Raw genomic sequence first — 24,691 nt, 5'->3', positions numbered from 1 at the left:
GGCTGTTTTCTAACGGGGGTATTGCATGTATATTAAACAACTAATCGAGGCAATCGGCAGCAATAAGGTCAGTCAAAACGAAACTGAATTATACCGGCATAGCCATGATGAATCGCCACACAAGGCTATTGAACCAGAGGTGGTCTGCTTTCCCGATTGTAAAAATGATATTATCAAAATAATAGAAATAGCACGGGAGCATCATGTTCCTGTTACAGCATTTGGTGCAGGGTCAGGACTTGAAGGGCAAGCAATTCCCGTTCATAGGGGCATCACACTTAACTTTGAGAATATGAACGATGTAGTAGACTTCTCACCGGATGATCTGACAATTACCGTTCAGCCGGGACTTACCCGTTTACAATTAAATAAACTTGTAAATCGTCATGGGTTAATGTTTCCAATTGATCCTGGCGCCGATGCTACGATTGGAGGTATGGTTGCGACAAACGCAAGTGGTACTACAGCTGTGCGTTATGGTTCCATGCGCGACCAGCTACTGGATTTAGAAGTAGTTTTAGCTGATGGCACCGTTATCCACACCGGATCACACGCCAAGAAATCTTCCTCCGGGTATAATTTAACAAGTTTATTCGCCGGTTCGGAAGGTACGCTCGGAATTATAACAAAAGTAACATTGCGCCTTCACGGAATCCCTGAATATACAATGGCAGCGCGATGCACCTTTGATTCTCCTGAAAACTGTGCCAAGGCGGCCCAGGCTGTTTTATTAAGTGGAATACCAGTAATGCGCATGGAATTAGTTGATGCGCAAAGTGTTTCACAAGTAAACATGTATGGCGGATACGATTACCCTGTGAAGCACTCTCTGTTTTTTGAATTTGCTGGCTTGAATTCTGCTGTTGAAGAAGAAATAAAACTTGCAAAAGACTTAATGTACGACCTAGGCTGTCAAGACTGGAAGGCAGCAAGTGACTCGAGAGATCAAAAAGAATTGTGGAAAGCACGTCATGAGCTATCATATGCGTACAGCCATGTAAAAGGGATGAAAGATACTGGTGCAGATGTCTGCGTACCAATCTCTCACCTTCCAGAACTGGTTGTCTATGCACGCGAACTTATTGAACAAAGCGGATTAGAAGGCGGGATCCTCGGACATGTTGGGGATGGCAACTTCCACACAATCGTGGTTTTTGATCCGAGTAATCCCGGTGAACAGGAAAAGGCTGAGTATACAAATGAGGCCCTCGCAAGACGCGCAATTGAAGTAGGAGGCACTTGCACGGGAGAGCACGGCGTTGGGCTTGGCAAGATGAAATTCCAAAACACTGAGCACGGAGCAGCTGTCGGGATTATGAAAGGGATAAAACAATTGCTGGATCCGAAGGGGCTATTGAATCCAGGGAAGATATTCCCGTAGTTATGGGATATTGATCTAATGAACGGTTTGTATTGCTTTTTAAAGCAATACAAACTGGATACTTAAATCATAATAAATAACTTTAATAATCCACTTTTAAAACAATAATTCATTAGTCGGGTATCCTATCTAGCCATTTTTAAAAAGGCAAATTTTAACCTTTATCATTTTAAATGATCTAGTAAAACAATTATAAAATTAATTCTCAACCATACTAAAGTTCGACAGACTTTCGACCTAGTATCAAGTATAATTTGAAGGAGATGATAAAAAAGAGGGAGTGTTTCGATTGAAAAAAACCATACAGTTGTTTGCATTGTTTCTAGTTTTAGGTCTGATGTTGTCCACTACTTCTTTTGCCAAAAGTGACCAGGCAAAAAAATCACTTGTTGCTCTTGGCGACTCCATTCCATTCGGTCTTAATCTTGGTCAAAATAATGACACCCCATCGAAACTCGCTTATCCTTTCCTGATTGGTGATGATGCAGACTTACGGGTTCGTGACCTAGGTGTACCAGGCTGGAAAACGACACAAATGTTGAACGCCCTGAAAACTGATCAAAAGTACCGTCAAGCTGTTAGACATGCCGATTTTATCGTTTTAACCATTGGAAACAATGACTTACTACAGGCATTAAAGGCTGCTCAAACGGGGAGTGCTGGTAATCCATACTTGTTCATGCAAACCCTCCAAATGGAAATACAAAAGAGTAATTTGTTTATGAACATTGGTGAAATTATTAAGGAAACACGAACTCTTACTGATGCACCCGTGGTTGTCTACAACGTCTATAATCCATTTCAAGTAGATGACCCCTTACATGTTATCGCCACACAGATACTACCCTCAATTAATAAAACATTTGCTGATTTAATAACATATACAGATATTTTCTATGGCAATGTGTTTCTAGCAGATGCTTATTCCGCATTCGGCCAAAAACAGTCTGTGTATGTACGTGAGGGTGATATCCATCCCACTATTGAAGGTCAGATAAAACTTGCCGAAATAGGTTTGGAAGCATTGGGACTAAATTAACTAAATTAAAGGTGTCAGCTTCGTATGCTGGCACCTTTTTTAGTAAACTTCTTACCATTAAATTTCATCATCGCACTTCCATAAAAAATAAACCACCAAATGCTGTGCAATTGATGGTTCAATTTTTATTTATTATGCCATCCATTTTGGTGGAATATTTTTATCCCAATAAACGTCTCCGATATTATGATGTTCTTCAAAATCATCAGAGCTAACATGATAATGGAAATTAAACCAATAACCTTCAAGCGGCCGTTTATCACGTCTTACGTCAAATCTGGCAATATCTTTCTTGGTTTGATAATCATATATATTAAAAATCTTTTCGCCGTACCCATTAGCGGGCATTTCCGTTATTGCAAGATACGAGGTTTTTTCTCCTGCCTCTTCCAAGATTTGATTAAGAACTGTTTCCATATTAGGGAGAATCGTATTTGTAAAGTCATCCTCCACTTGATTGAAAATTTTTGGTCCAAGTTTCGTAAGTGTTTGTTGTTTCGCCTGTTCTGTTAGTAAACTTATAATGTCCCCGTCATCAGCCTCAGCTTCTGAGGAATCTTCTTCCTTGTTTATTTCGGCCACAGGGGTAATAACATCAACCTCTGAAGAAACGGTCTCACTGCTCTCCTCAGCATTGACATTCAAATATGTAGGAGGAATATAGACCCCAAGTGTCATAAATGTAATTAGGATAACTGATATTTTTCTAATCCATAGTTTCATATGAATATCTCCCTAAAATAAACTTATCCTAATTTTATCATTAAAAGACTAATTGTCTATACAAGGAATAACATTTAACCAAATTGTCAAATTTATGAAATAAATAAAAAGCCCTATCTACAAGCATTACTCTGCCTTCCAAGCGAAAAGTAAAATCATATTTACAATGTTCAAGGACCCGTATATTACTGTTGCATCAACATTTTCAAGTGAAAGCAGCAATAGTATTGGAGCTCCTAAAATAATAATTTCAAGCAGAAGGTGAAAAGGTTTCAGAAGATGAATCTTAGCCTTCGGTGATAGCATCATCCCCCAGACAAATGCAACAAATAAAGGAAGTATAATTCCGAGTAGTCCTTTACCTGCCCAGTTTTGTCCTGTTTGAAAGCCCCAATATCCAATAATAACAAGGGCACATATTTCGATTAAAAACCGTAGGCCAAGATTAGCTGCCTGGAGTACATTCATTCCCATTCGTCATCTTCCCCTGTCTTCTTTAGCAGTTCATTATTCTTTGGATTATACCAGAACCGCAGAGGGATTTCAGCTACATTCACATGTAACACAATTGGGCCTTAATTTTCGATACATTTTATCACGAAATTAGAACAAAATAATTTATAAATAACTAGTAGGAGGATTAAACAATGTCAGAGGAAAATAAGAATCGCAACAAAGATAAGAATAGACAGAACAACAGGAACAAGCATAATAAACAAGCCGCTGATACAGAATTTGCAAAAGAAATGAAAGAAAGTGAATTTCTTAACTTGGACAACAAAAGAAATAAGCGAAACCGTTAGAAAGAAGGGGCAGGGCATCCGTGCAATACGAGGCAGCGCGGTGATGTTGATGAAAACCTGTCTGATAAAAACAACCCGGGCGAGAATCAAGCCAAGTCGGGAGACAACAGGCTGCCCCAGAAATTAACAATTCAATTCTGGGACAGCTTTTTGTTTTGTTCATCTATCTCTTTCATATGTTCCACATGGGCAGCTCCCCATTCGTGCATAACATCCATAACCGGTTCCAGGGTTTTTCCGTATTCAGTCATAGAGTATTCCACTTTCGGCGGAACCTGTGGATATACGACACGTTCGACAAGGTCTTGTTCCTCTAACTCCCTTAAATGAAGGGTAAGCATTCTTTGGGTAATATCTGGAATTCGTCGCCTTAGTTCATTAAATCGAAGAGTGCCATCAATTAGTAAATGCTGAATTATAAGTGGCTTCCATTTCCCCACGATGCTGTCCAGTGCAACTACCACTTTACATTGATCAGGCTTTTTTTGTTTCTTCTTATCAAGATTCATGACATACGACTCCTTCACGGTACCTTTTTTTATACTATAGCACATAATTGTACCTACTTAACAAAAATCATTGTACATATTATAATTACATCTGTAAAGATTCAACTTTTGAATAGAAAGTATTTATGGAAAGCTGGGAAATATGATGGCCAAACAAGCTTCGAGGTTCCAAAGAGATATAAAAGACCATTGGTATGTGAGCTATAACAAAAACGGGTACCCCCACGTCCAGCAGGGATTTGTATTAAATCCCGAACGACTGCAAGAGTGGGATCCTTTTGTTTTAATGGCTGATGATTGGTTTAAGCGTGGCACTTTTTCCGACCATCCTCATCGTGGTTTTCAAACAATCACCTATGTGATTGATGGGAGATTGGAGCACATTGATAATGCTGGTGGACATTCTATTTTAGATGCTGGTGACGTTCAATATATGAATGCTGGTTGGGCGGCTCGGCATGCGGAAGAAGCAGTCGATGATGATTTAATTCACACGCTGCAATTGTGGCTGAATCTGCCAAAGTCACTAAAGAATTCAGATACATCCTACCAGGATATCCGTTTAGAAGATGTTCCCACAGTTCCATTTGAAGGTGGAGCAGTAAAGGTATACGCAGGTACTATTGCAGATGTAATAGGTCCTCTTGAAAGTATGGTTCCAATCACTATGTCAGAAATTAGTATTGGTAAAGGGGGAACTTATACGCATCGCATTCCTGAAAACCATAATGCGTTTTTATACGTTCTGTCTGGAGAGCTAGAATTTGGTAAAAGTAAAACAGCAATAAAAAAAACGGGTGCAGCTCATCTCACCTTTAATGAAAACGGCTCTTTAGAAAGTGAATTACCTATTAAAGCAAATGAACGTTCAAAAGTGCTGATATATTCTGGTGTGCCCATTAATGAGAAGGTTGCAGCCCACGGTCCATTTGTTATGAACACAATGGAAGAAATACAACAGGCCTTTCGTGATTTTCAAGCAGGCAAATTTGGCCCACCGGCCGTTTAATACTATATAAATCATATACAATAAAAGGGGAAATACATGATGACAATTAGAATTAAAGCAGTTATTGGTAGTACAAGCTCTACATCTTACAACTTAAAGCTAGTAGAATATATGAAAAACCGTTACGCAGATCAATTAGACATTACCCCTGTCTTTATTAATGACCTTGAAAACTTTTCAATTGATATCGAAAATGATGCTCCGGAAAATGTCAGGAAATTTAAAGCTGATGTCAAAGATTCCGATGCTGTTTTATTTGCAACACCTGAATATAACTTCTCCATTCCTGGTGCGATGAAAAATGCAATTGACTGGTTTTCACGTGGCGGCGACTTCGTTTTAAAAGACAAACCTGCTTTTATCGTAGGCTCATCAATGGGGGTATTGGGAAGTGTTCGTGCTCAATTACACTTAAGAGAAATTTTATCAAACCCTGCATTATCGCCTACCCTGTTGCCGGGTAACGAAGTATATATTGGTTCCATTCATGAGAAAATGAATGAGGCTGGTGAACTAACTGATAAAGGCACCATTGAATTTTTAGATTTGGTTGTGAAAAACTTTATTGAATTCTACGATAAAACAAATGCTTTGGTTGAAGTTTAATAATTGGGTAAAAGTGAACATGACTGGGTGATTATAGCTAATCATCCAGTTTTTTTGTACCGTACTCTAAAAATTTAAAAACACTTGACTGATTAACCTAACCAGCCAAGCGTTTCCTCTACAAATAATGACGCTGCACTCTCTTCCCATCGAACGAATATTTAACCTTCTTTTCCTCTACATATGTTTCCATGTGGACGGTTCGGCCCCATAATTGATAGATATACGGGAGTACATGTTCCAAATAAGGCAGATTCAGTTCTGTTCCTTCATAGCCATGCATCAGATAAAGCTCGCCATTTCGCATATAATCTCCATTATCGACACTTATATATGGAAATCCTCCATTAACCCGCATGTGGATCAGCTGGTCCCTTACCTGCTCGTAATCCTTCTCGGTAATTTTGTAATCACGGCCCTGTTTTTCAAATAGGTACATATCTTCCCTTTGTACAAGTTCCTTCGTTAAATAATTCCGGATGAACGAAATATCTGATTCAACTTCCCGTACTTCGAATATTTTCTCTCTGCCTGAGTTTGGTTCAATACCCAATTCCAGCATTTCTTTCGTTGGATGATTGTAACGCTCCTCAATATCTTCATAGATCTTGATTCCAAGATAATAGGGATTAATTTGCTGTTTAGATGGCTGCACAACATTCGCATTCAATGAAGCAAACTCCACTGCTTCATCCGATGTTAAATCCATTTCTCGTAAAATCCGTTGATGCCAGTATGATGCCCAGCCCTCGTTCATGATTTTCGTTTCAAGCTGCGGCCAGAAATACAGCATTTCCTCGCGCATCATGGTTAGAATATCGCGCTGCCAGTTCTCCAGTTCCCGGCTGTTCTCTTCAATAAATAATAATATATCCTTTTCCGGATTAAGTGGGAACTTTTTCTTTTTATTATCAATTACTGGTTTATTATCAGACTTATCCTGATCAAGACTCCATAAATCATCGTAAGCAGTTGTTGGCCGTGTTTGTTCTCTCTTTTCATCCGCTTCTACATCATTAACATTTAGCTTTGGTCTTACAATCGATGGGTCAATATGTTCCTGAATTGATAGAATGGCATCCAAGAACTGCTCCACCTCATCTTTTCCATAAGTCATTTCATAATCAGCAATTCGTTCTGCTGTTGCAGTCATACTCTCGACCATGTCTCTCCTTGTGTTGGAGAAACGAACATTATTCTTAAAAAAGTCACAATGGGCGAGCACATGGGCAACAATAAGTTTATTCTGAATTAAGCTGTTTGTATCAAGTAAAAATGCGTAGCACGGATTTGAGTTAATAACTAGCTCATAAATTTGACTCAGGCCAAGGTCATACTGCAGCTTCATTTTGTGAAACTGTTTACCAAAACTCCAATGGGTAAATCTTGTCGGCATACCATATGCACCAAATGTATAAATAATATCGGCAGGACAAATTTCATACCGCATTGGATAAAAATCAAGTCCAAATCCGGATGCAATTTCCGTAATTTCGTCAATTGAGCGTTGGAGCGCCTTCATTTCTGTCAATATGATCCCTCCAAATGTACTTTTTATAGTTTATGAATCAGGAGGGAAATAATGAACGATGTATTTGATATTAAGGCTGTCCATCTGTATTTTTTGCTAGCAATACTGCAGGTCTTATAATCCTATTTGGATTTTTAGAAACAGATTGTTTCGCCAATTTCTTTTTCCAGAGAATCCTCAAACGATAGAAAATAGTTTTTGGGAGACGTTCCGAGCAAAATAGTGAATTGCCCATTACTAAAATGAACTAAATAGCTACTCTTTTGGTCTACCTCACTTTCCGAAAAAATCTTTGTGAATTTTTCCAACTGATTATTGGTAAGTTCGCCGTCTAACACGATTATTTCTCGGCTGCCTTTCTTTTTGACTACCATAAATATACCGTAACCACCGAATGCGTCCTCTTTATACTGACTTGTTTCATGTTCGATAACTTTGGAGTAATTATAATCGCAACGATGGCAGCAAATGAATTGCTCACCTATTTTGTAGTAATAGTCTTCGATTGCGGATCGACCACAATTGGGGCATTGCATCGCAGAATAAGTAGATGCCAAGGGGGGTTCTCTCCTTTACCATTTAATTGGATAATAGATGCATGAGATTATCTGAGACTTAGAAGGTGGAGGCGTGTAAGTGCTTTTATAGAGAAATACCGTGGGGTTTGCAGTGGAGTTATCCATATTCTACATTAATTTGCAAAATAGTCAATTATTACTTTGTTTCCGTCTGTATTATTTAATAAAGCTTGGAAAGTCTAAACAAGAGGTGATTATCATGAATCAGGAATTATCCATTGAGGATTTCAATGAAATGCTGCAAAAGTGGACAGGAAAAAGGATAAAGATTTTCAAACATGAAATTGAGGACAATGATGAAACGTTGATGAATTTAGACAATGTCTCCTACGCGGAACAGGATGCAACAATCGATGATTATGTAGCAAAACACATATTGCAATTAAATGGCACAGGAGTAATAGAGAATGATGACCATGAACATGAGCCGCTTCCCTCACCAACATATGAAATACCACTTGAGGATAGCACGAATTATCAATTTGATGGGTCACGTTTCAATTTAAAAAATGACCGCGGCCATTATTCAATTGAACTTTGTGAATAATATATAATATCCCAAGCAGGGGCCGCCCACTTGGGATATGTTATTAAACGAGGGCCTCTTCTTTTCTGAAAAAACTTTTCATTGCATGATATACATCACGTTTATCCTTTAAGATAAATTGGCGGAATTTCGGATTATCAATCGCTCTAAATGCATTCATTAATGTTGTATTCCGGCTTCTTTCATTGATTTCCCCATACCCAAACATATTTGAAACGTCCATCATCTCTTCTACAAGTTTCCTGCATCTTGCGTTATCGGAGGCAATGTTATCACCATCTGATAGATGAAACGGATAAATATTAAACCGTGACGGCTGGTATTTTTCATCAATAAGATCCAGTGCCTTTAAATAAGCTGATGAACAGATTGTTCCACCACTTTCTCCTTTTGAGAAAAACGCTTCCTCTGTCACAACTTTAGCTTCTGTATGATGGGCAATAAATTCGATTTCAACTGTTTCATATTTCGTTCGCAAAAATCTTGTCATCCAGAAAAAGAAGCTTCTGGCGATATACTTTTCAAAAGTACCCATTGATCCACTTGTATCCATCATCGCAAGCACAACTGCTTTCGATTCCGGCTTTGTCACATCATTCCACGTCTTAAATCGGAGGTCATCGTTATAAATCGGCGTGATTCCCGGAACTCCTTCACGGGCATTCCGCTTTAATGCAGTCAGAATCGTTCGCTTTTTATCCACGTTGCCCATTAACCCTTTTTTACGGACATCGTTAAATTCAATTTTTTCATTCTTAATTTCAGCCTGTTCCTTTTGCTGCAGATTTGGGAGCTCCAATTCATTAAACAAGGCTTCCTCTAATTCTGCCAGTGATACTTCTGCTTCATAATAATCTGAACCAGGTTGATCTCCAGCCTGTTTTCCTTTTCCAGCACCGCTCTTTCCTTGGCCGTCGCCCGGTTCACGAGCAACGACATCACCAACCTGACTATCTCCATCACCCTGGCCAACATGTTTTGATTTATCATAGTTGTACCGGATTTTATATTCATCTAACGACCGGATTGGGATTTTAATAACATCACGGCCATTTGACATGATAATCCTTTCTTCACTTACGAGATCTGGTAGGTTATTTTTAATAGCGTCTTTCACTTTATCCATATGCCTTTTTTGATCCTGTAAGCCTTTGCGATGGAGGGACCAGTTTTCCTTGGAGACGACAAAACTACTTTTACTTTCTTCTTCCATCGTATCCTCTCTCCTATCTATGCTTTTTTTAGCTTATGCAGACGCAAACAAGTTGTTGTCAATATACCCCCATTTTTGATTAGAAAAGCGCAGGCGCCCCGTTTAGTGACGTACAAATAGATAGGACTGTGAAAGTACGGTAAACTTTCCGCACATTCATCAGGACTAACTATTTGCTAGTCGCTGGGCGCCGGAGCTAGACATTTTTTCATTGTTATTTTCTTATCTTTATAAAAAAATAACAAGACTACAACAGATCAGTCTTGTTATTTTTCCTTGATTTATCTATTAAGCAAGCTTCCAACATACCGCAGTAATTCGTTTGCTGAAATAGAATTATAACCATACTCATCAATTAATCGTGCAATCACTTCGTTAACCTTCTTAAGCTGCGATTCATCCGGTGTTTGTGATGAGGTAGTAATTTTGACTACATCTTTTAAATCTGCAAATAGTTTCTTTTGGATGGCTTCGCGCAAACGCTCATGAGAAGTGTAATCAAAGCGTTTACCCTTTCTGGCATAGGCGGAAATACGGATGAGAATTTCCTCTCGAAAAGCCTTTTTGGCATTTTCCGATATGCCAATTTGCTCTTCTATTGAGCGCATCAGCTTTTCATCTGGATTCATTTCTTCGCCAGTTAATGGATCTCGTAATCTATTTTTATTGCAATATGCTTCCACATTATCAAGGTAGTTGTTCATCAACGTTTTCGCAGACTCTTCATACGAATACACGAATGCCTTCTGTACTTCCTTCTTGGCAATTTCGTCATATTCTTTTCGTGCTACAGCAATATAATTCATGAAATCTTCCCGGTCCTCTTGGGAAATGGAGGCATGCTGATCAAGCCCATCTTTCAACGAACGCAAAACATCCAGCGCATTGATTGAAGGAACCTCCTTACGAATGATCGTTGATGAAATTCGGTTGATTACATACCGAGGGTCAATCCCATTCATCCCCTCTTCTGGAAATTCTTTTCTTAGTTCATCAACATCAACCTGGTTATATCCTTCTACAATCTCCCCATCATAAAGCCGCATTTTCTTTACCAGGTCAACCCCTTGCTTTTTAGAAGCATTCAACCTCGTAAGAATGGAGAATATAGCTGCAACCCGCAGTGCGTGTGGTGCAATATGCACATGCTTCATATCGCTTTCATTGATCATTTTTTCATAGATTCGTTCTTCCTGGCTCACGCGCAGGTTATACGGAATTGGCATAACAATAATTCGTGAATGGAGCGCCTCATTCTTCTTGTTTGAAATAAAGGAACGGTACTCCGCTTCGTTTGTATGAGCAATAATAAGTTCATCAGCGGATATCAAGGCAAATCTTCCCGCTTTAAAATTTCCTTCTTGGGTCAGCGACAGCAAATGCCATAGAAACTTCTCATCACATTTTAAAATCTCCTGAAATTCCATCATTCCCCGATTGGCCTTGTTCAATTCACCATCAAAGCGATATGCCCGGGGATCAGACTCTGAACCATATTCGGCAATTGTTGAGAAGTCAATACTGCCCGTTAAATCAGCAATATCCTGTGACTTCGGATCAGACGGACTAAATGTACCAATCCCTACACGGCGATCCTCTGAGAAAAAGATTCTTTCCACCATTACATTTTCCATATTTCCATCGTACTCCTGGTCAAGCCGCAGCTGATTGAGTGGTGATAAGCTTCCCTCAATGCGAATACCATATTCATCATAGAAGTCATCCCGCAAATGGTTAGGAATAAAGTGCAATGGATCCTCATGCATTGGACATCCCTTGATCGCATAAACTGCACCCTCATCAGTTCTGGAATACTGCTCCAAACCACGCTTAATCATGGTCACAATTGTCGACTTACCACCACTGACGGGTCCCATTAATAAGAGAATCCGTTTCCTGACGTCAAGTCGCTTTGCTGCTGGATGAAAGTATTCTTCAACCAATCGTTCAATTGCTTCCTCCAGTCCAAAAATTTCCTCGCCAAAGAACTGGTACATTTTATTGCCGTCTCTCTCCGTCAAACCAGAACTTTTGATCATATTATAAACGCGTGAATGGGCAGTTTGGGCAACCTCAGGCCTCTCCTTCACAATCTCTAAATACTCCGCAAATGTTCCTTCCCACATTAACCGTCTTTCTTCGTCCCTGTAGCTCTTCACCTTATTTAATATATCCAAATGACTCCCTCCATCTATGTCAGGGTTTATATATCGTATGCATAGGTACACGTCATGATACCGACAAGTTGATAATTTTGGATAAAGGAGAAGAAAATTTATTTAGGAGTCATACTCACAGGTAATTTTTCGTACCGACTATGGGCTTATCTTCTTTTTATGCTCTTTAAAAGCATCGATAAATTTCTGTGGCGAGGCAGTTACGGTATAAGTAAAAAGGCCTCCGCTTGTGTGTAGATACAGGAGACCTCCTTCCTTGCCAAATGTCCGATAGGATACATCAAGAACCTCCTGAATAGGAAATTCACGATGCTGCGTGACAAGCTTTTCATTATATAAGTATAGAACCCGTTCATGTTCAATTTTTACCTGTTCAACACTGTTAACTTCCCGTTGCACCTTCGTATACGGCTGTTCCGCTATCAAATACATGTAAATCCTCCTGCTTTATAAATTCTGTATGAACAAACGAACTACATCTGCCCCGCCGATGAAAGTTCCGAGTGAACTCCCTAAATTTGCCATAACAACCACAAGCAAAACGCGGGTAACCTTATTATTCCAGAAACCTTTTACACTAAAGACATCTTCCGATAGGCTTTCAAAGTCGCCTACTTTCGGGCGAACGAAATAGGCTTGGACAAATCCAGCGAACCAACCCGCCGCGGTGATTGGATCAAGCGATGTTATTGGTGCCGCGATAAAAGCCGTAATAATGGCGAGTGGATGCCCAAAAGCAATAGCAACCCCTATTGCGGATAACGCCCCATTCCACAGCACCCAGCTAATTGTCTGTTGGAGTGCAGCTTCCGGATTGGAATAGAAGGTATAAGCAATAATCGCAATAAATAGGACTGGAATGGACCAGGCAATAATTTTAGGAATCTTTGATTTGGGAGGAACTTCTGATAGCCGTTCCAAATCATGCTCTTTTTTAATTTCTTCTTTAATACCCGGAACATGCGCAGCTCCCAAGACTGCTACAACCTTATCCCCTGGGGCATCTTTAATTTTCTGCGATAAATATTGGTCCCGTTCATCAATTAAGGGCGTTTTTAGCTTGGGAAAATGCTCGGTAAATTCATGCAGCATTGAATTAAGCATATCCTGTGATTTCATTTTCTCCAGCTCTTCTTCTGTAATGCTTTCTTTATTAAAAATACCCGCGATAACAGACATGAGGAGCATACCTTTTCCCTTTAGTCCTATTCCATGCCAGATACGCGAGAAGGTTGTCTGGATATTCCGGTCAGCGAGTACGAGGTCAGCATCGATTTCCTTCGCTGACTCTATTCCCTGAATCATTTCCTGACCGGCATTAATACCTAATTGCTTTGCCATGCGTTTTTGAAAAGAGGAAATAGCAAGATTCATTAAAAGCAATGTAGCCTTTTTTTCTTTTATTACCTTAAAGATATCCATCTCCTTCCATTTGTTCCCCTCCATAATCGATTGGTATCGTTGTTCATCGAGTTCTATACAAACGGAATCCGGATTTTCAGCATCTATTACTTCTTTAACCTGCTCCGCACTGTGTTTTGATACATGCGCAGTGCCAATCAATATATATTCCTTACCATCTATTGAAATTCTGGTGATATTTTCTTCGGACATAAACTACCAACTTTCTTTCAAGATCCTATTTAAAATAATAAACTAGATTAGAATTGATTTCATCTGATTTGTGATTTATTCGATCAATTTTCCTTTGTGAATTAACTAGTTTGTATTATTAAGCTGTATCCACCCTTTACAATTTCAAACATACTAGGTTAAGATAGACCTAGAAAAACTGCATATGAACCTTTCACTAGGGGAGCTGTGAAATCGGCTGAGAAGAACTGTTTCGTTCTGACCCTTTGAACCCGAACTAGATAATACTAGCGTGGGGAAGTGTGGTCGAAGCTTGTATTTTATTACTTTCTTATACAAACAAATGGACTGCATTCCACGGGGATGCAGTTTTTTTAATGGCTGAAAATTAAAAAGGAGGAGATGTAAATGAAAAATCAACAATGTATGGGACCAGAAATTGCTGGATGCAGCTTTTCTATCCACCCTATGAGTGACGATTTCATCGAGATTATCACGGGTGCGTTGAAAAATGTTGACACATCAAAGGTTTGGATGAAAACGGACGATGTGACAACAACTGTGCGGGGAAAACTAATACATGTTTTTGACGTAACAAAGGCAATATTTATTCATGCTGCGAGGACAGGTGAACATGTTGCATTTCAAGCAACGTATTCATTAGGCTGTCCAGGAGATTCCGCCGGAGACGTTTATATGGCCGAGGATGATATAGCAGTATACAACTCACAAGTGAATGATATCAAACAGCCGGTAGCGGCTAAATTTTCTCTCTATCCATTAGGCGGCGGAAATTATATGAATGTAATTATGGAGCAGATTGAAGCGATGAAAAGTCATGTAGATGTCTCACATGCGCATTACTCCACTCGTCTGGACGGGGGAGCGATTAACGTTTTTGAAGGTTTAGAAAAGGTTTTTCAGGCTACTGTCCTTGGGGGATCAAGCCACACTGTGATGACAGTCTCCATATCAGCAAATAGTCCATCGTCTAAAAGGGGTGGCAATCGTGAATAATTGGCGTTTTAAAGAAATCGTTGTAATGTCCGCACTTTCCGTTGTATTCGCGGTTGTTTATCTGGCCTTTGTTCCTGTGGGGAAAATTCTTGTGGGATTTTTTGGACCGATTGGCTACGATCTTATTTTTGGAATCTGGTTTATTGTTTCTATACTGGCTGCTTATATTATCCGTAAGCCTGGTGCTGCATTTATATCTGAAACAATTGCTGCAATGGTCGAGGTTCTACTCGGTAATGCAGCTGGCCCAATGCTGATTTTGTCTGGAATAGTTCAAGGGTTAGGCGCTGAGGCTGCATTTGCAGCAACCCGTTGGAAAAATTACTCAACATGGGTCCTTCTGTTTGCCGGTGTTGGTTCCGCTGTATTCAGCTTTGTGTACGGTTACTTTATAAGTGGATATGCTGCACTTTCTACCCCTTATGTGATTGGGATGTTTGTCACACGCATGATAAGTGGCGCATTAATCGCTGGATTACTCGGAAAAACTTTGGGCGATGCCCTGGCACAAACAGGTGTCTTATCCAGTTTTGCTCTGGGAAAAGAGTACAGAAAGAAAAATGCGGCATGAAGAAGGATTTCCTTTTACGCGTACAACAGTTGTCCTTAGGATTCGAAAATCATCCCAATCAAGACACCATTTCGAATGTCAGTTTTGAATTGGACAAAGGTGAAACACTTTTATTGCTTGGACCAAGCGGCTGTGGGAAAAGCACCTTAACTTTTTGTTTAAATGGCCTATATCCTCGTGAACTGGATGGAACAATGACTGGCAATATTTTCATCAACGGGGAGAGATCGACGGCATATAAACCAGGTGAACTTAGCCGTCAAGTTGGTGTTGTATTTCAAGACCCAGAAACACAATTTTGCATGCTTACCGTTGAAGATGAGATTGCATTTGGCTTGGAAAACATAAATCTGCCCCGTCACCTGATGGAGGCAAAGATAGATGACGCTCTTTCGCAAGTTAATATGGTCTCCTATAAGGAATCAGATATTGCCTCCCTTTCTGGAGGACAAAAACAAAAACTCGCCTTAGCCTGTGCCCTGGCGCTAGAACCGGATTTACTCATTTTGGATGAACCCACCGCGAACCTGGACCCGGTTGCGACAAAGGATTTAATCACCACCATACAACAGTTAAAAAGACAAAAGGAGTTTGCTCTGATTGTCATCGAACATCAATTGGACGGATGGATGGATTTGTGCGACCGCAGTCTGTTATTAAATAAATCTGGAGAAGTTTTTTATGATGGATCGCTGCGAAAAGGCATTGAGGAAATTCTACCGGAATTGAATGGACAAGGAATATGGCTGCCCAGAATCACCCAATATGTTCTGCAGCAATCTGCGCATTGGAATGGTTTTCTTCCGTTAACCATGGATGAATTTACAGATCTGGCAGGCCAACAGCCATCAGTAAAATGGGGCTATGAACCACCAATAGAAAAAAGAAATTCCGATGTTCTTTTGGAAGCAATTAATCTATCGTGGAAGAAGAAAAACCAGCAAGTCATTCGTAACATCTCGCTAAAGTTATATGATGGAGAGTTTGTAGCTATCGTTGGTGCAAACGGAAGCGGTAAAACGTCACTGACAAGGATATTAGCTGGTATCCAAAAACCATCAGCAGGAACTGCCTACTTAAACGGAAAAGCATTGGAACATTGGAAAGAAATTTATTTGCGCGACAAAATAGGTTATGTATTTCAAAATCCAGAGCATCAATTTATTATGAACACTGTATTTGATGAGGTTGCATTCAGTTTGCGGCTGAGGGGTCTGGACAACAAGGGAATCAACGAAAAGGTCACTTCCATCATCAAGGATTGCGGTTTGGAAGGGCTTGAAAATGAACATCCTTATACACTCAGTCAGGGTCAAAAACGTCGTCTAAGTGTTGCAACAATGATTGTAGATAATCAGCGTATACTCATTTTAGATGAACCAACATTTGGACAGGATGCGCATTCAACCAAAGCATTAATGGACCTGCTGGAAGAACGAAATAAACAAGGGACCAGTATCGTCATGATCACGCATGACATGGAGATTGTTCATCATTATGCTGACCGGGTAATTGTTATCAATCAGGGAAATGTCTCTGCTGACTGCCATCCGAGTGAATTATGGACAGTAAAACCGGCAGTATTAAAGAACTGGCAGCTTGCACTGCCGATCCAAGTTCAGCTTCAACATTGCTATGAAAGGGAAGCCAATTATGTTTCTACATCATCTTAACCCGAGTATAAAGGCAATAACAATCCTATTACTTGTGACACTGCTCGCATTAGTGTTCGACCCGTTTACACCATTTCTATTTATGATTTGCACAATCGCATTAACATTCATCGGCGGGGATATAAATGGCAAAAGGTATTGTTTATATTTTCTGCCGTTTTCCATTATTGCGTTTGGGATGCTTTGGACGACAATCGCATTCGCAGACACACCAACGCATCCACAGGAGGAAATCACTTTATTAGGATTAACCATTCCTGAAGAATCCTTTGTAACGGCGCTTGCCCTTTCATTACGTGTTCTGAGTGTTGCTGCGTTATCATTACTATTTGTTTTCACAACAAATATTGTGGATTTCATTTTAAGCCTTATTCAACAATTAAAATTACCACCAAAAATTGCGTATGGCGTCCTGGCTGGATACCGTTTTTTACCAATGATGAAAGACGAACTGCTCATTATCCGGACCGCCCACCGGGTACGTGGATTTGATCAGGCAAAGACATTCCGCGGTAAGCTGGATCAATATAAAAAGTTCTCCATACCACTGTTAGCGAGCGCCATAAGAAAGGCCGAGCGGACAGCAATGGCAATGGAATCAAAAGGTTTTACCGGTGAGAAAAAGCGAACCTTTTACAGGAGTTTCTCTGTTTCTTTCCGTGATTGGGCATTTTTGGGCTTAATGGTAATTGCCCTGCTCTTTATTGCGTCCATTTCGTGGTATTTGGGTTATTTTAGGTGGTACAGTGGCGAGCTGTAAGCGTGTAATCAGATGTTTAGGAAAACGTGGCATTTGCCTTTTACTAGTCAATGCCACATTTTCTTTAAATCCTTAAACTAAGCGATAAATCAAAAACCGCTCATAAGGATCATTCTTGGATAAATCAGGTATAATAATTTCTTCCTTTAATTCAAAAGAAGTATCATTCTCCAGAAAATAGATATAATCATCTGAACTGTAATAAAGAATCAGCTCAATATCCCGTCTTGTTCGTTCTACTGACATCAATATATTATTTATGGTATTGATAAAAATTTCTTTCGAAAAGGGATTAAAAAAGTAAAAACGGTTGTCCTGCGGGGCAATCTGATATTCCTCGGCGAGGCAGCAATGGAAATGAATGTTATCTTTATTTTTTCCCGCATAACTATTCCGATTTTCTATTGCTATCTGATAGAAGGTCTTGTCCATTTCGATCCCTGTAACGGTTGCGTTGTAATAGTAATGGATAAAAAAGTTCAGCCTGCCTTTTCCACATCCAAAATCAACTACATGATCACTGCTTTTCAATTCATATTTCGTAAATAAGGTCTCTAAAGCACTATATTGGGTTGGCTCATACGGATAGTAATGAAATGATTGATTGGAATCTTTTTGATAGCCGCCTGTATGGATGTTCAGGAGTTTATCGTATTGGTACTCTTTCACGTTTCCACTCCATTCATATTTAAAAAATTGATGGGTATTCTACCATTGTATCATGGTTAATTAGAACATATTTGCCATTCATTATGATACAATGTGAAGAATTACTAAATTTGGGGTCACAGGGGGATTACCGTGGTAAACTCAAAATTTCACGAATATTTACCTGCAATTCAAGCATTAAACCAAGAAAGCCCCCTTACGAAACAGGACTTATTGACTGAACAATTCTTAATTAATAGAACTGGAAACTTGGAAATGTATTATGCCCCTCATAATGAATACATCAACAATCAGGCAAAAATTGTTATTGTGGGAATAACACCAGGCTGGAGTCAGATGAAAGCCGCTTTTGAACAGACTGTAAAAGGCCTGAAATCACATCATCCTACTGACCAAGTCTTAGAAAAGGCTAAGATAGCCGCAAGTTTTGCTGGATCAATGAGAAGCAATTTAATTAACATGCTGGATCAATGCGGGATACCTGGCATTATTGATGCGGGAAGTTCCTCTTCTTTGTTTATAGAAAAAAGACCATTATTGCATACAACATCAATCATTAAATATCCTGTCTTTCTCCAGGGGGAAAATTATACCGGTCACAAACCGGCCATCAATAGGACGCCACTGTTATCCACTTATGCTTATGATGTATTTCCAATAGAGTTGAGGCAAATTAAACATCCCGCTCTCATTATACCGCTTGGAAAAGTTGTGGAACGATCTTTGCGCAAGCTGCTTTCGGAAAAACAATTGCCTGATCACTCCTACCTATTTGGATTCCCACATCCATCAGGTGCAAATGGCCACCGAAAAAAGCAATTCCAGCAGGTAAAAGATGAGCTTGTTTCCGTTATTAAATCATGGTCTAAAGTCTGAATAATTGTATCTTAGCATTAGAAACCAATGGAAGTTTTTTACTTTATATCGATTCATAATGCTTTTCACTTTATATTGACTGAAAAATCAGTTATAATGAAAATTCAACCTTTATAGCAAACACGAATATAACCGCCTATAAGGGCTTCAAAAGGACGGGAAACCCCTCAATTTTATTGACTCAGCAATACCCTCAAGTAACCAAAATTTATATTCAAGGAGAGAATCTATGACAACGTTAAATGAAGTTTTGCAAGAGGAAAAAAAGACTGCTAAAGAGTATGTAAATGAAGTATATGAAACTGTTCAAAAGCGCAACCCTAATGAACACGAGTTTTTGCAGGCCGTTAAAGAAATATTTAATTCTTTGGTACCGGTTTTTGTCAATCATCCAAAGTATATGGATTACGGTATACTCGATAGAATAGTAGAACCAGAAAGACTTATTACATTCAGAGTTCCATGGGTAGATGACCTTGGCAGAGTTCAAGTAAACCGCGGATTCCGTGTTCAATATAACAGTGCAATTGGCCCGTATAAAGGCGGCTTGCGTTTTCATCCTTCCGTGAATGCCAGTATTGTTAAATTTCTGGGATTTGAACAAATCTTTAAAAACTCCTTAACCGGACAGCCAATAGGCGGGGGAAAAGGCGGTTCTGACTTTGATCCAAAAGGAAAGTCAGAGCTTGAAATCATGCGTTTCACCCAAAGTTTCATGACTGAACTATCCCAATACATTGGTCCCGATATTGATGTACCAGCCGGTGATATTGGCGTCGGCTCAAGGGAGATTGGATTTATGTTTGGACAGTATAAAAAAATCCGTGGCAGCTTCGAAGCAGGCGTATTAACAGGAAAAGGAATTGAGTATGGTGGAAGTATTGCACGCCAGGAGGCCACTGGATATGGTACTGTTTATTTTATAAACGAAATGTTGAAAGACCAGGATTTCGCCCTTAAAGGCAGCACCGTTGTTGTATCTGGGTCAGGCAACGTTTCCATCTATGCGATTGAGAAGGCTATTCAATTCGGCGCAAGGGTTGTGGCCTGCAGTGACTCTGATGGATTTATTTATGATAAAAATGGTATAAACCTTGATACCGTGAAAAGGTTAAAGGAAGTTGAGACAAAGAGAATCAGCGAATATGTTGATGTGCATCCCGATGCGGAATATTTCGAAGACTGCACAGGAATCTGGTCCATTCCCTGTGATATTGCGCTTCCTTGTGCAACACAAAATGAAATTGATGAAGCAACGGCAAAAGTATTGGTTGCCAATGGTGTCAAGGTAGTTGGTGAGGGTGCAAATATGCCTTCAACACTTGGGGCGATCACTATATTCCAAAACAGCAATGTCCTTTTCGCCCCGGCCAAGGCAGCCAATGCCGGTGGCGTAGCGGTTTCATCACTCGAAATGGCTCAAAACAGTGGAAAAACATCCTGGTCGTTTGAAGAAGTCGATGGAAAGTTACAGGAGATCATGACTAATATTTATCAAAACTGCATGCAGGCTGCTGATGAGTATGGCGTTCCCGGCAACCTGGTGGCAGGCGCCAATATCGCGGGATTCACCAAAGTGGCCGATGCGATGGTGGCCCAGGGAATTATTTAAAGGAAAACTTTGAAAGAGGCTGGCTAATCTAAATTTAACCGGCCTCTTTTGTCGTTTTCTCATAGTTTTTGCCTCGTTCTACCTTGTAACGGTAATTGATCCATTATCTGTAGACAATTTTATTAAGTTATCTCCCTTTCCAATAACAGCATTATCATTATACTTATCAAGGATATTAATATTTCCATTGTCTGTATCCACACGGAATGTTACATTCGTTGGTTCTTTGTCAGACCCGACCTTGATCCCCCCGTTATCAGACTCAAGTTCTATATTTCGATCTAAATCCTTAGTCTTAAGCAAAATGGTGCCATTATTTGTTTCACCGGTAATCCTGCCATCAACGTTATCCAAAATAAGCTTCCCGTTATCTGATTCCACCTCTACTGCAGCAGATTTCATATTGCTCATTTCGATTTGACCATTATTTGTTTTAGCCTTTACGCTGTTTATTGCTAACCCGTTTGCACCAACACTGCCATTATCAATATCCACTTGTAACGACTCATATATTTTCTGCGGCAGATGAATGGTTAATGTAAGCGATGTTGTAAAAAAATCAAAGTTAAAAAATTTCCTTTGATTATTGGTTTTAATTGATAGCCTGTTTCCTTCAGCTTCAACAGATAAATCATCTTTGGAACCTTTTGTTGCTTTTCCGGTAAGTTCTACCTTAACCAATGAGTCCTTCGTCGGAATAATTTTTACCATTTCATTATTGGCGTGAATGTCAACGGTCGAAATGTCGTGGTTATCGATGATTTTCTCTTCGGCAATCGCAGTTGGCTTCTCCAATAAATTAAACGTTAGTATACAACCAACAACACCAACCAATATTAGGATTGACGCTATGATTGATATTTTTTTAACCTTAGTCATGTTTTAAACCACCTTTAACGAGTTTCACATTATAATTCAAGTAACGAACAAATCCATCGGTCAATGTACGTGTTGCATAGAACATTCCGATTGCTATAAATAGTCCGAGTCCAGTAAGTGAAATAGAAAAGAATAAATCAAAAAGCTCAAATGAACCGGGATAGATGACAATATTCACCAATGCCAACAGCGGAGAGGCGATAAAAGCGATACTCGATGCCCAACCCGCAAACACAACTGCAGCAAGGGCAATAAATGGTCCAAGCACAATCACGAGATTGAAAAATCCCAGGCCAACAACAGCCCAAACAGCGCGGAATATGTTACCAGTTGATGCGGTTGTTCCAACTTTCTCGAGGTGGTAGTTGGCAAGTAATTCTTTTCCAATTTGAGTTGGCGAACCAAGCGAATCGGAAATTTGTTCCTCGCTTTTCCCTTCTGTTAACGCAATAGCAAAATGTTCTTCAAAGTCATGCAGAATATCCCGGCGTTCATCTGAAGAGAGTCTTTGTAAAGATGAATCTAACTTTCTTAAAAATTGTTCCTTATTCATCGCTAACACCTTCTTTAATAATTTGATTAACACCTATAGAAAACTCCTGCCAGTCATTGATAAGCTTATGAAGATATGCCCTTCCTTTGTCTGTTATTCGATAATATTTACGTGAAGGGCCTTCCTTTGACTCCTGCAAATAAGTTGTAAAGTACTCCTCTTTAGTTAATCTCCGTAACAACGGATACACAGAACCTTCTGATATAGCAATTTGACTGGAGATTTTTTGAACGAGTTCATATCCATATCGATCCTGTTTATTTAGTAAAGCCAGAACACAAATTTCTAAGACACCTTTCTTAAACTGGATGTTCATGGTTGCTTGCACCTCATTTTCATCTATCTATTATACATTGTATAGTACTGGTTAATAAAATATACCATTCAGTACCGTTTATTACAAGGTACTAAATGGTATATTATTACTCATCACCAAAATCCAAGCCTGAAAGCCTCCTTAGCAAATGGAAATTTTCATCGCTAGTGGGCGGTTGTTTTATGTTTTATCGGTATTCGTATTTTTTTCCTCTTATTATTTTGTGCTTTCCGTAATTGGCCGCTTGCATACTTCCGCATCTACTCCTTGCTTTTGCAAGATAGCTGCCAATCGTTTCAGTTGTTCTAAACCCATATCGTATATCTTCACCATAAGACACCGCTCCCTTTCATTAAGAAAAGCGCAAGCGCCCCGTTTAGAATCGAGGGCTGGGGCTAGTCTTATATTAAAAAAAGCCGAACCCCTGCCATAATAATAAGCAAAGGTCTCGCTGAACCATTAATGTTAATCAAAGTTCCTTAATAGTTTTTCATGAATGGCTAGAAACTGATTAATTTCCTCTTCACTTAAAACGTCAAATAAATCTTTTTTTACTTCTTGCCCCTTTGCCTGTGCTTCATCCAGGATTGCTAATCCCTGTTCGGTAATTGCCAATAGGATAATTCGGCGGTCCGCTTCATTGTATTGACGCTTAGCATAGCCTTCTTTAATTAGCCTGTTTGCAATATTCGTCATTGCACCGGGTGTATATGCTAGCTCCTTTGAGAGTGTGGACTGCTTTTGTGGACCCTTTTGTTTCAGCTCAGCTAAAACAAGGATTGGAGAAATTCCAATATTGTGCCGAAATGACTTGTTCCATCTAATAATGGACTCATTTGTAAACAACTCTACAGTTCGTATTAATTTAAAAACATTGTTTTCCAATAGCAGTTCCTCCAAAAATTAACGTAGTTTTGTCGCTCCCCCATCAACCATTATTGTCTGCCCGGTAATATAATTGGCATCCTCACTCGCTAAGAATACCGCTACCCGCCCAATATCGCTTTCCAGTTCACCAAGTCTGCGCATTGGAATGTTAGACAGCATGGATTGATAGTATTCAGGCTGCTCCTTCGCCCACTTTTGAACACCCGGTGAATTTGCAATAGGAGAAATCAGGTTAACATTGATGCCAAATGGTCCAAATTCATTCGCTGTTACGCGTGAAATCGCACGAATTGCCTCTTTTGCAGCTGCGTATGCTGCTTGATTGGCATCTCCATTAATACCAGCACCGGATGCAAAATTAATGATCTTACCGTGTGTTTGCTTTAAATATGGCAACGCCGCCTGCATTAAGTAAAACGTTGGATAGAACCCTGTATCAAAGGATAAATCAAGATCCTCTTTTGTTGTTTGATCAAACGGCATATTTTTTGATGCATGTGCATTATTAACTAATATATCTAACTTTCCATACTGATTAATTACTTGTTTGACTATATTTTCTAGTTTATCATGTTCAGCAAGATTTGCCTGAATAAACATGGAATCCGGCTGAAATTCTTGTAATTCCTTTATTGTCTGATTACCAATCTCTTCATTCAAATCTACAATAGCAACCGTTGCACCTTCCTTAACAAACGCAGTGGCTATCCCTTTTCCAATACCAGATGCTCCGCCAGTAATGATTGCAATTTTATCCTGTAATCTCTTCATTTATTAACAACTCCTTATATATACAGTTTAACACTTAACCGTTTAATATTAAACTATATTTTTACCATAGTATTTCCAGCCTACCAACTATTTCCGTTCTAACCTGTTCCTGTTATGAAAGATAGTGTATACTTTAAATTGGAAAACTTAATATTTGTACCAGAATAGGGTGTCTTTCATAGAGACTTAAAAGGGAAGTTTGGTGAAATACCAACGCGGTCCCGCCACTGTAAATGGTTGTTGTCTGCATAAATCCACTGTGTTCACGCATGGGAAGGAACAGACAATGATAGCCATGAGCCAGGAGACCTGCCTCATTCTGATACGCCATAAACCTACGAGGATAGGAAGGTGTATAGTCAATCGATCATAGATTCATCGTTTATTGATTGCTGAA

The 24,691-nt window shown here is 39.5% G+C and carries 27 protein-coding genes and 2 riboswitches; of the genes, 12 read left to right on the top strand and 15 right to left on the bottom strand.

Translation table 11 applies throughout. From position 1 onward, the window contains the following. Positions 1–25: 25 nt before the first annotated feature. A complete protein-coding gene (locus tag CFK37_RS06770) occupies positions 26–1,381 on the top strand; it encodes an FAD-binding oxidoreductase (protein WP_089061142.1) in 1,356 nt (451 codons plus the stop codon). A 289-nt stretch (positions 1,382–1,670) separates the two neighbouring features. Next, positions 1,671–2,420 (top strand): GDSL-type esterase/lipase family protein, encoded by a 750-nt coding sequence (locus CFK37_RS06765; RefSeq protein WP_245837323.1) that lies wholly within the window; start codon positions 1,671–1,673, stop codon positions 2,418–2,420. Positions 2,421–2,552: 132 nt separating this feature from the next. Here the strand turns inward: CFK37_RS06765 and CFK37_RS06760 are convergent, their stop codons facing one another. Together CFK37_RS06760 and CFK37_RS06755 are read right to left on the bottom strand one after the other, a co-directional pair. Continuing rightward, positions 2,553–3,143 (bottom strand): YpjP family protein, encoded by a 591-nt coding sequence (locus CFK37_RS06760; RefSeq protein ID WP_089061141.1) that lies wholly within the window; start codon positions 3,141–3,143, stop codon positions 2,553–2,555. A gap of 126 nt (positions 3,144–3,269) precedes the next feature. Continuing rightward, positions 3,270–3,617, bottom strand: coding sequence for a YrdB family protein (locus tag CFK37_RS06755; protein ID WP_089061140.1), 348 nt, complete (start codon positions 3,615–3,617; stop codon positions 3,270–3,272). A 173-nt stretch (positions 3,618–3,790) separates the two neighbouring features. Here CFK37_RS06755 and CFK37_RS20160 point away from each other — a divergent pair, with 173 nt between their 5' ends. Then, entirely contained in the window at positions 3,791–3,946 is a 156-nt protein-coding gene (locus CFK37_RS20160) for a hypothetical protein (protein WP_172840463.1), read from the top strand. Between the two features lie 131 nt (positions 3,947–4,077). On the opposite strand, the gene CFK37_RS06750 is transcribed toward CFK37_RS20160, so the two are convergent. Beyond that, positions 4,078–4,455 (bottom strand): winged helix-turn-helix transcriptional regulator, encoded by a 378-nt coding sequence (locus tag CFK37_RS06750; protein ID WP_089061139.1) that lies wholly within the window; start codon positions 4,453–4,455, stop codon positions 4,078–4,080. A 145-nt stretch (positions 4,456–4,600) separates the two neighbouring features. On the opposite strand from CFK37_RS06750, the gene CFK37_RS06745 reads away from it, so the two are divergent. Continuing rightward, positions 4,601–5,464: a pirin family protein gene (locus CFK37_RS06745; protein WP_089063553.1), complete on the top strand. Its 864-nt coding sequence runs from the start codon at positions 4,601–4,603 to the stop codon at positions 5,462–5,464. A 39-nt stretch (positions 5,465–5,503) separates the two neighbouring features. Beyond that, positions 5,504–6,070 carry an NADPH-dependent FMN reductase gene (locus CFK37_RS06740; RefSeq protein WP_089061138.1) on the top strand — a complete coding sequence of 189 codons (567 nt, stop codon included), beginning with the start codon at positions 5,504–5,506 and terminating at the stop codon, positions 6,068–6,070. 118 nt (positions 6,071–6,188) lie between these two features. Here CFK37_RS06740 and CFK37_RS06735 read toward each other — a convergent pair whose 3' ends face one another. Next, the gene (locus CFK37_RS06735) at positions 6,189–7,592 is read right to left on the bottom strand and encodes a SpoVR family protein (protein ID WP_172840554.1); all 1,404 of its coding nucleotides are present in this window, start codon (positions 7,590–7,592) and stop codon (positions 6,189–6,191) included. 143 nt (positions 7,593–7,735) lie between these two features. Beyond that, positions 7,736–8,158, bottom strand: a complete 423-nt coding sequence (locus CFK37_RS06730) for a hypothetical protein (protein ID WP_089061136.1) — start codon at positions 8,156–8,158, stop codon at positions 7,736–7,738. Between the two features lie 220 nt (positions 8,159–8,378). Between CFK37_RS06730 and ymzB the strand changes: the two genes are divergently transcribed. Beyond that, positions 8,379–8,726, top strand: a complete 348-nt coding sequence (gene ymzB / locus CFK37_RS06725; protein ID WP_245837322.1) for a protein YmzB — start codon at positions 8,379–8,381, stop codon at positions 8,724–8,726. A 43-nt stretch (positions 8,727–8,769) separates the two neighbouring features. Here the strand turns inward: ymzB and yhbH are convergent, their stop codons facing one another. From yhbH to CFK37_RS06705, 4 genes are all read right to left on the bottom strand, one after another. After that, positions 8,770–9,939, bottom strand: coding sequence for a sporulation protein YhbH (gene yhbH, locus CFK37_RS06720; protein ID WP_089061135.1), 1,170 nt, complete (start codon positions 9,937–9,939; stop codon positions 8,770–8,772). A 281-nt stretch (positions 9,940–10,220) separates the two neighbouring features. Continuing rightward, positions 10,221–12,116: a PrkA family serine protein kinase gene (locus CFK37_RS06715; RefSeq protein WP_089061134.1), complete on the bottom strand. Its 1,896-nt coding sequence runs from the start codon at positions 12,114–12,116 to the stop codon at positions 10,221–10,223. A gap of 138 nt (positions 12,117–12,254) precedes the next feature. Then, entirely contained in the window at positions 12,255–12,548 is a 294-nt protein-coding gene (locus CFK37_RS06710; RefSeq protein ID WP_089061133.1) for a hypothetical protein, read from the bottom strand. A gap of 15 nt (positions 12,549–12,563) precedes the next feature. Further along, positions 12,564–13,730, bottom strand: a complete 1,167-nt coding sequence (locus CFK37_RS06705) for a TraB/GumN family protein (protein ID WP_089061132.1) — start codon at positions 13,728–13,730, stop codon at positions 12,564–12,566. Between the two features lie 188 nt (positions 13,731–13,918). Continuing rightward, a riboswitch (TPP riboswitch) is annotated at positions 13,919–14,025 on the top strand. Between the two features lie 92 nt (positions 14,026–14,117). Here CFK37_RS06705 and CFK37_RS06700 point away from each other — a divergent pair. From CFK37_RS06700 to CFK37_RS06685, 4 genes are read left to right on the top strand one after another with little or no spacing between them, the layout of a single operon-like run. Further along, positions 14,118–14,726, top strand: coding sequence for a YkoF family thiamine/hydroxymethylpyrimidine-binding protein (locus CFK37_RS06700; RefSeq protein WP_089061131.1), 609 nt, complete (start codon positions 14,118–14,120; stop codon positions 14,724–14,726). Beyond that, positions 14,719–15,297 carry an ECF transporter S component gene (locus CFK37_RS06695; RefSeq protein WP_089061130.1) on the top strand — a complete coding sequence of 193 codons (579 nt, stop codon included), beginning with the start codon at positions 14,719–14,721 and terminating at the stop codon, positions 15,295–15,297. Before CFK37_RS06700 ends, CFK37_RS06695 begins: the two co-directional genes overlap by 8 nt. Continuing rightward, positions 15,294–16,970: an ABC transporter ATP-binding protein gene (locus tag CFK37_RS06690; protein WP_172840462.1), complete on the top strand. Its 1,677-nt coding sequence runs from the start codon at positions 15,294–15,296 to the stop codon at positions 16,968–16,970. The genes CFK37_RS06695 and CFK37_RS06690 overlap by 4 nt, the downstream gene beginning before the upstream one ends. Beyond that, positions 16,951–17,730 (top strand): energy-coupling factor transporter transmembrane component T family protein, encoded by a 780-nt coding sequence (locus tag CFK37_RS06685; RefSeq protein ID WP_089061128.1) that lies wholly within the window; start codon positions 16,951–16,953, stop codon positions 17,728–17,730. Before CFK37_RS06690 ends, CFK37_RS06685 begins: the two co-directional genes overlap by 20 nt. Positions 17,731–17,802: 72 nt before the next feature. On the opposite strand, the gene CFK37_RS06680 is transcribed toward CFK37_RS06685, so the two are convergent. Beyond that, a complete protein-coding gene (locus CFK37_RS06680) occupies positions 17,803–18,399 on the bottom strand; it encodes an SAM-dependent methyltransferase (RefSeq protein ID WP_089061127.1) in 597 nt (198 codons plus the stop codon). 132 nt (positions 18,400–18,531) lie between these two features. Here CFK37_RS06680 and CFK37_RS06675 point away from each other — a divergent pair, with 132 nt between their 5' ends. Then, the gene (locus CFK37_RS06675) at positions 18,532–19,275 is read left to right on the top strand and encodes a hypothetical protein (RefSeq protein WP_089061126.1); all 744 of its coding nucleotides are present in this window, start codon (positions 18,532–18,534) and stop codon (positions 19,273–19,275) included. A 229-nt stretch (positions 19,276–19,504) separates the two neighbouring features. Next, a complete protein-coding gene (gdhA, locus tag CFK37_RS06670; protein ID WP_089061125.1) occupies positions 19,505–20,887 on the top strand; it encodes an NADP-specific glutamate dehydrogenase in 1,383 nt (460 codons plus the stop codon). Between the two features lie 78 nt (positions 20,888–20,965). Here gdhA and CFK37_RS06665 read toward each other — a convergent pair whose 3' ends face one another. The 5 genes from CFK37_RS06665 to CFK37_RS06645 all read right to left on the bottom strand — a co-directional run bounded on the left by CFK37_RS06665 (position 20,966) and on the right by CFK37_RS06645 (position 24,294). Then, on the bottom strand, positions 20,966–21,766 hold the full coding sequence (locus tag CFK37_RS06665) for a DUF4097 family beta strand repeat-containing protein (RefSeq protein ID WP_089061124.1): 801 nt from the start codon (positions 21,764–21,766) through the stop codon (positions 20,966–20,968). After that, entirely contained in the window at positions 21,759–22,319 is a 561-nt protein-coding gene (locus tag CFK37_RS06660; RefSeq protein WP_089061123.1) for an HAAS signaling domain-containing protein, read from the bottom strand. The genes CFK37_RS06665 and CFK37_RS06660 overlap by 8 nt, the downstream gene beginning before the upstream one ends. Further along, positions 22,312–22,635: a PadR family transcriptional regulator gene (locus CFK37_RS06655; RefSeq protein WP_089061122.1), complete on the bottom strand. Its 324-nt coding sequence runs from the start codon at positions 22,633–22,635 to the stop codon at positions 22,312–22,314. Before CFK37_RS06655 ends, CFK37_RS06660 begins: the two co-directional genes overlap by 8 nt. 465 nt (positions 22,636–23,100) lie before the next feature. After that, the gene (locus CFK37_RS06650; RefSeq protein WP_089061121.1) at positions 23,101–23,520 is read right to left on the bottom strand and encodes a MarR family winged helix-turn-helix transcriptional regulator; all 420 of its coding nucleotides are present in this window, start codon (positions 23,518–23,520) and stop codon (positions 23,101–23,103) included. Positions 23,521–23,538: 18 nt separating this feature from the next. Then, the gene (locus CFK37_RS06645; RefSeq protein WP_089061120.1) at positions 23,539–24,294 is read right to left on the bottom strand and encodes an SDR family NAD(P)-dependent oxidoreductase; all 756 of its coding nucleotides are present in this window, start codon (positions 24,292–24,294) and stop codon (positions 23,539–23,541) included. Positions 24,295–24,444: 150 nt separating this feature from the next. Then, positions 24,445–24,625, top strand: a riboswitch (cobalamin riboswitch). The last annotated feature ends 66 nt before the right edge of the window (positions 24,626–24,691 follow it).

The sequence above is a fragment of the Virgibacillus phasianinus genome, assembly GCF_002216775.1.
Taxonomy (GTDB): Bacteria; Bacillota; Bacilli; order Bacillales; family Amphibacillaceae; genus Virgibacillus_F; species Virgibacillus_F phasianinus.
This window is presented reverse-complemented; position numbering and strand designations above follow the sequence as displayed.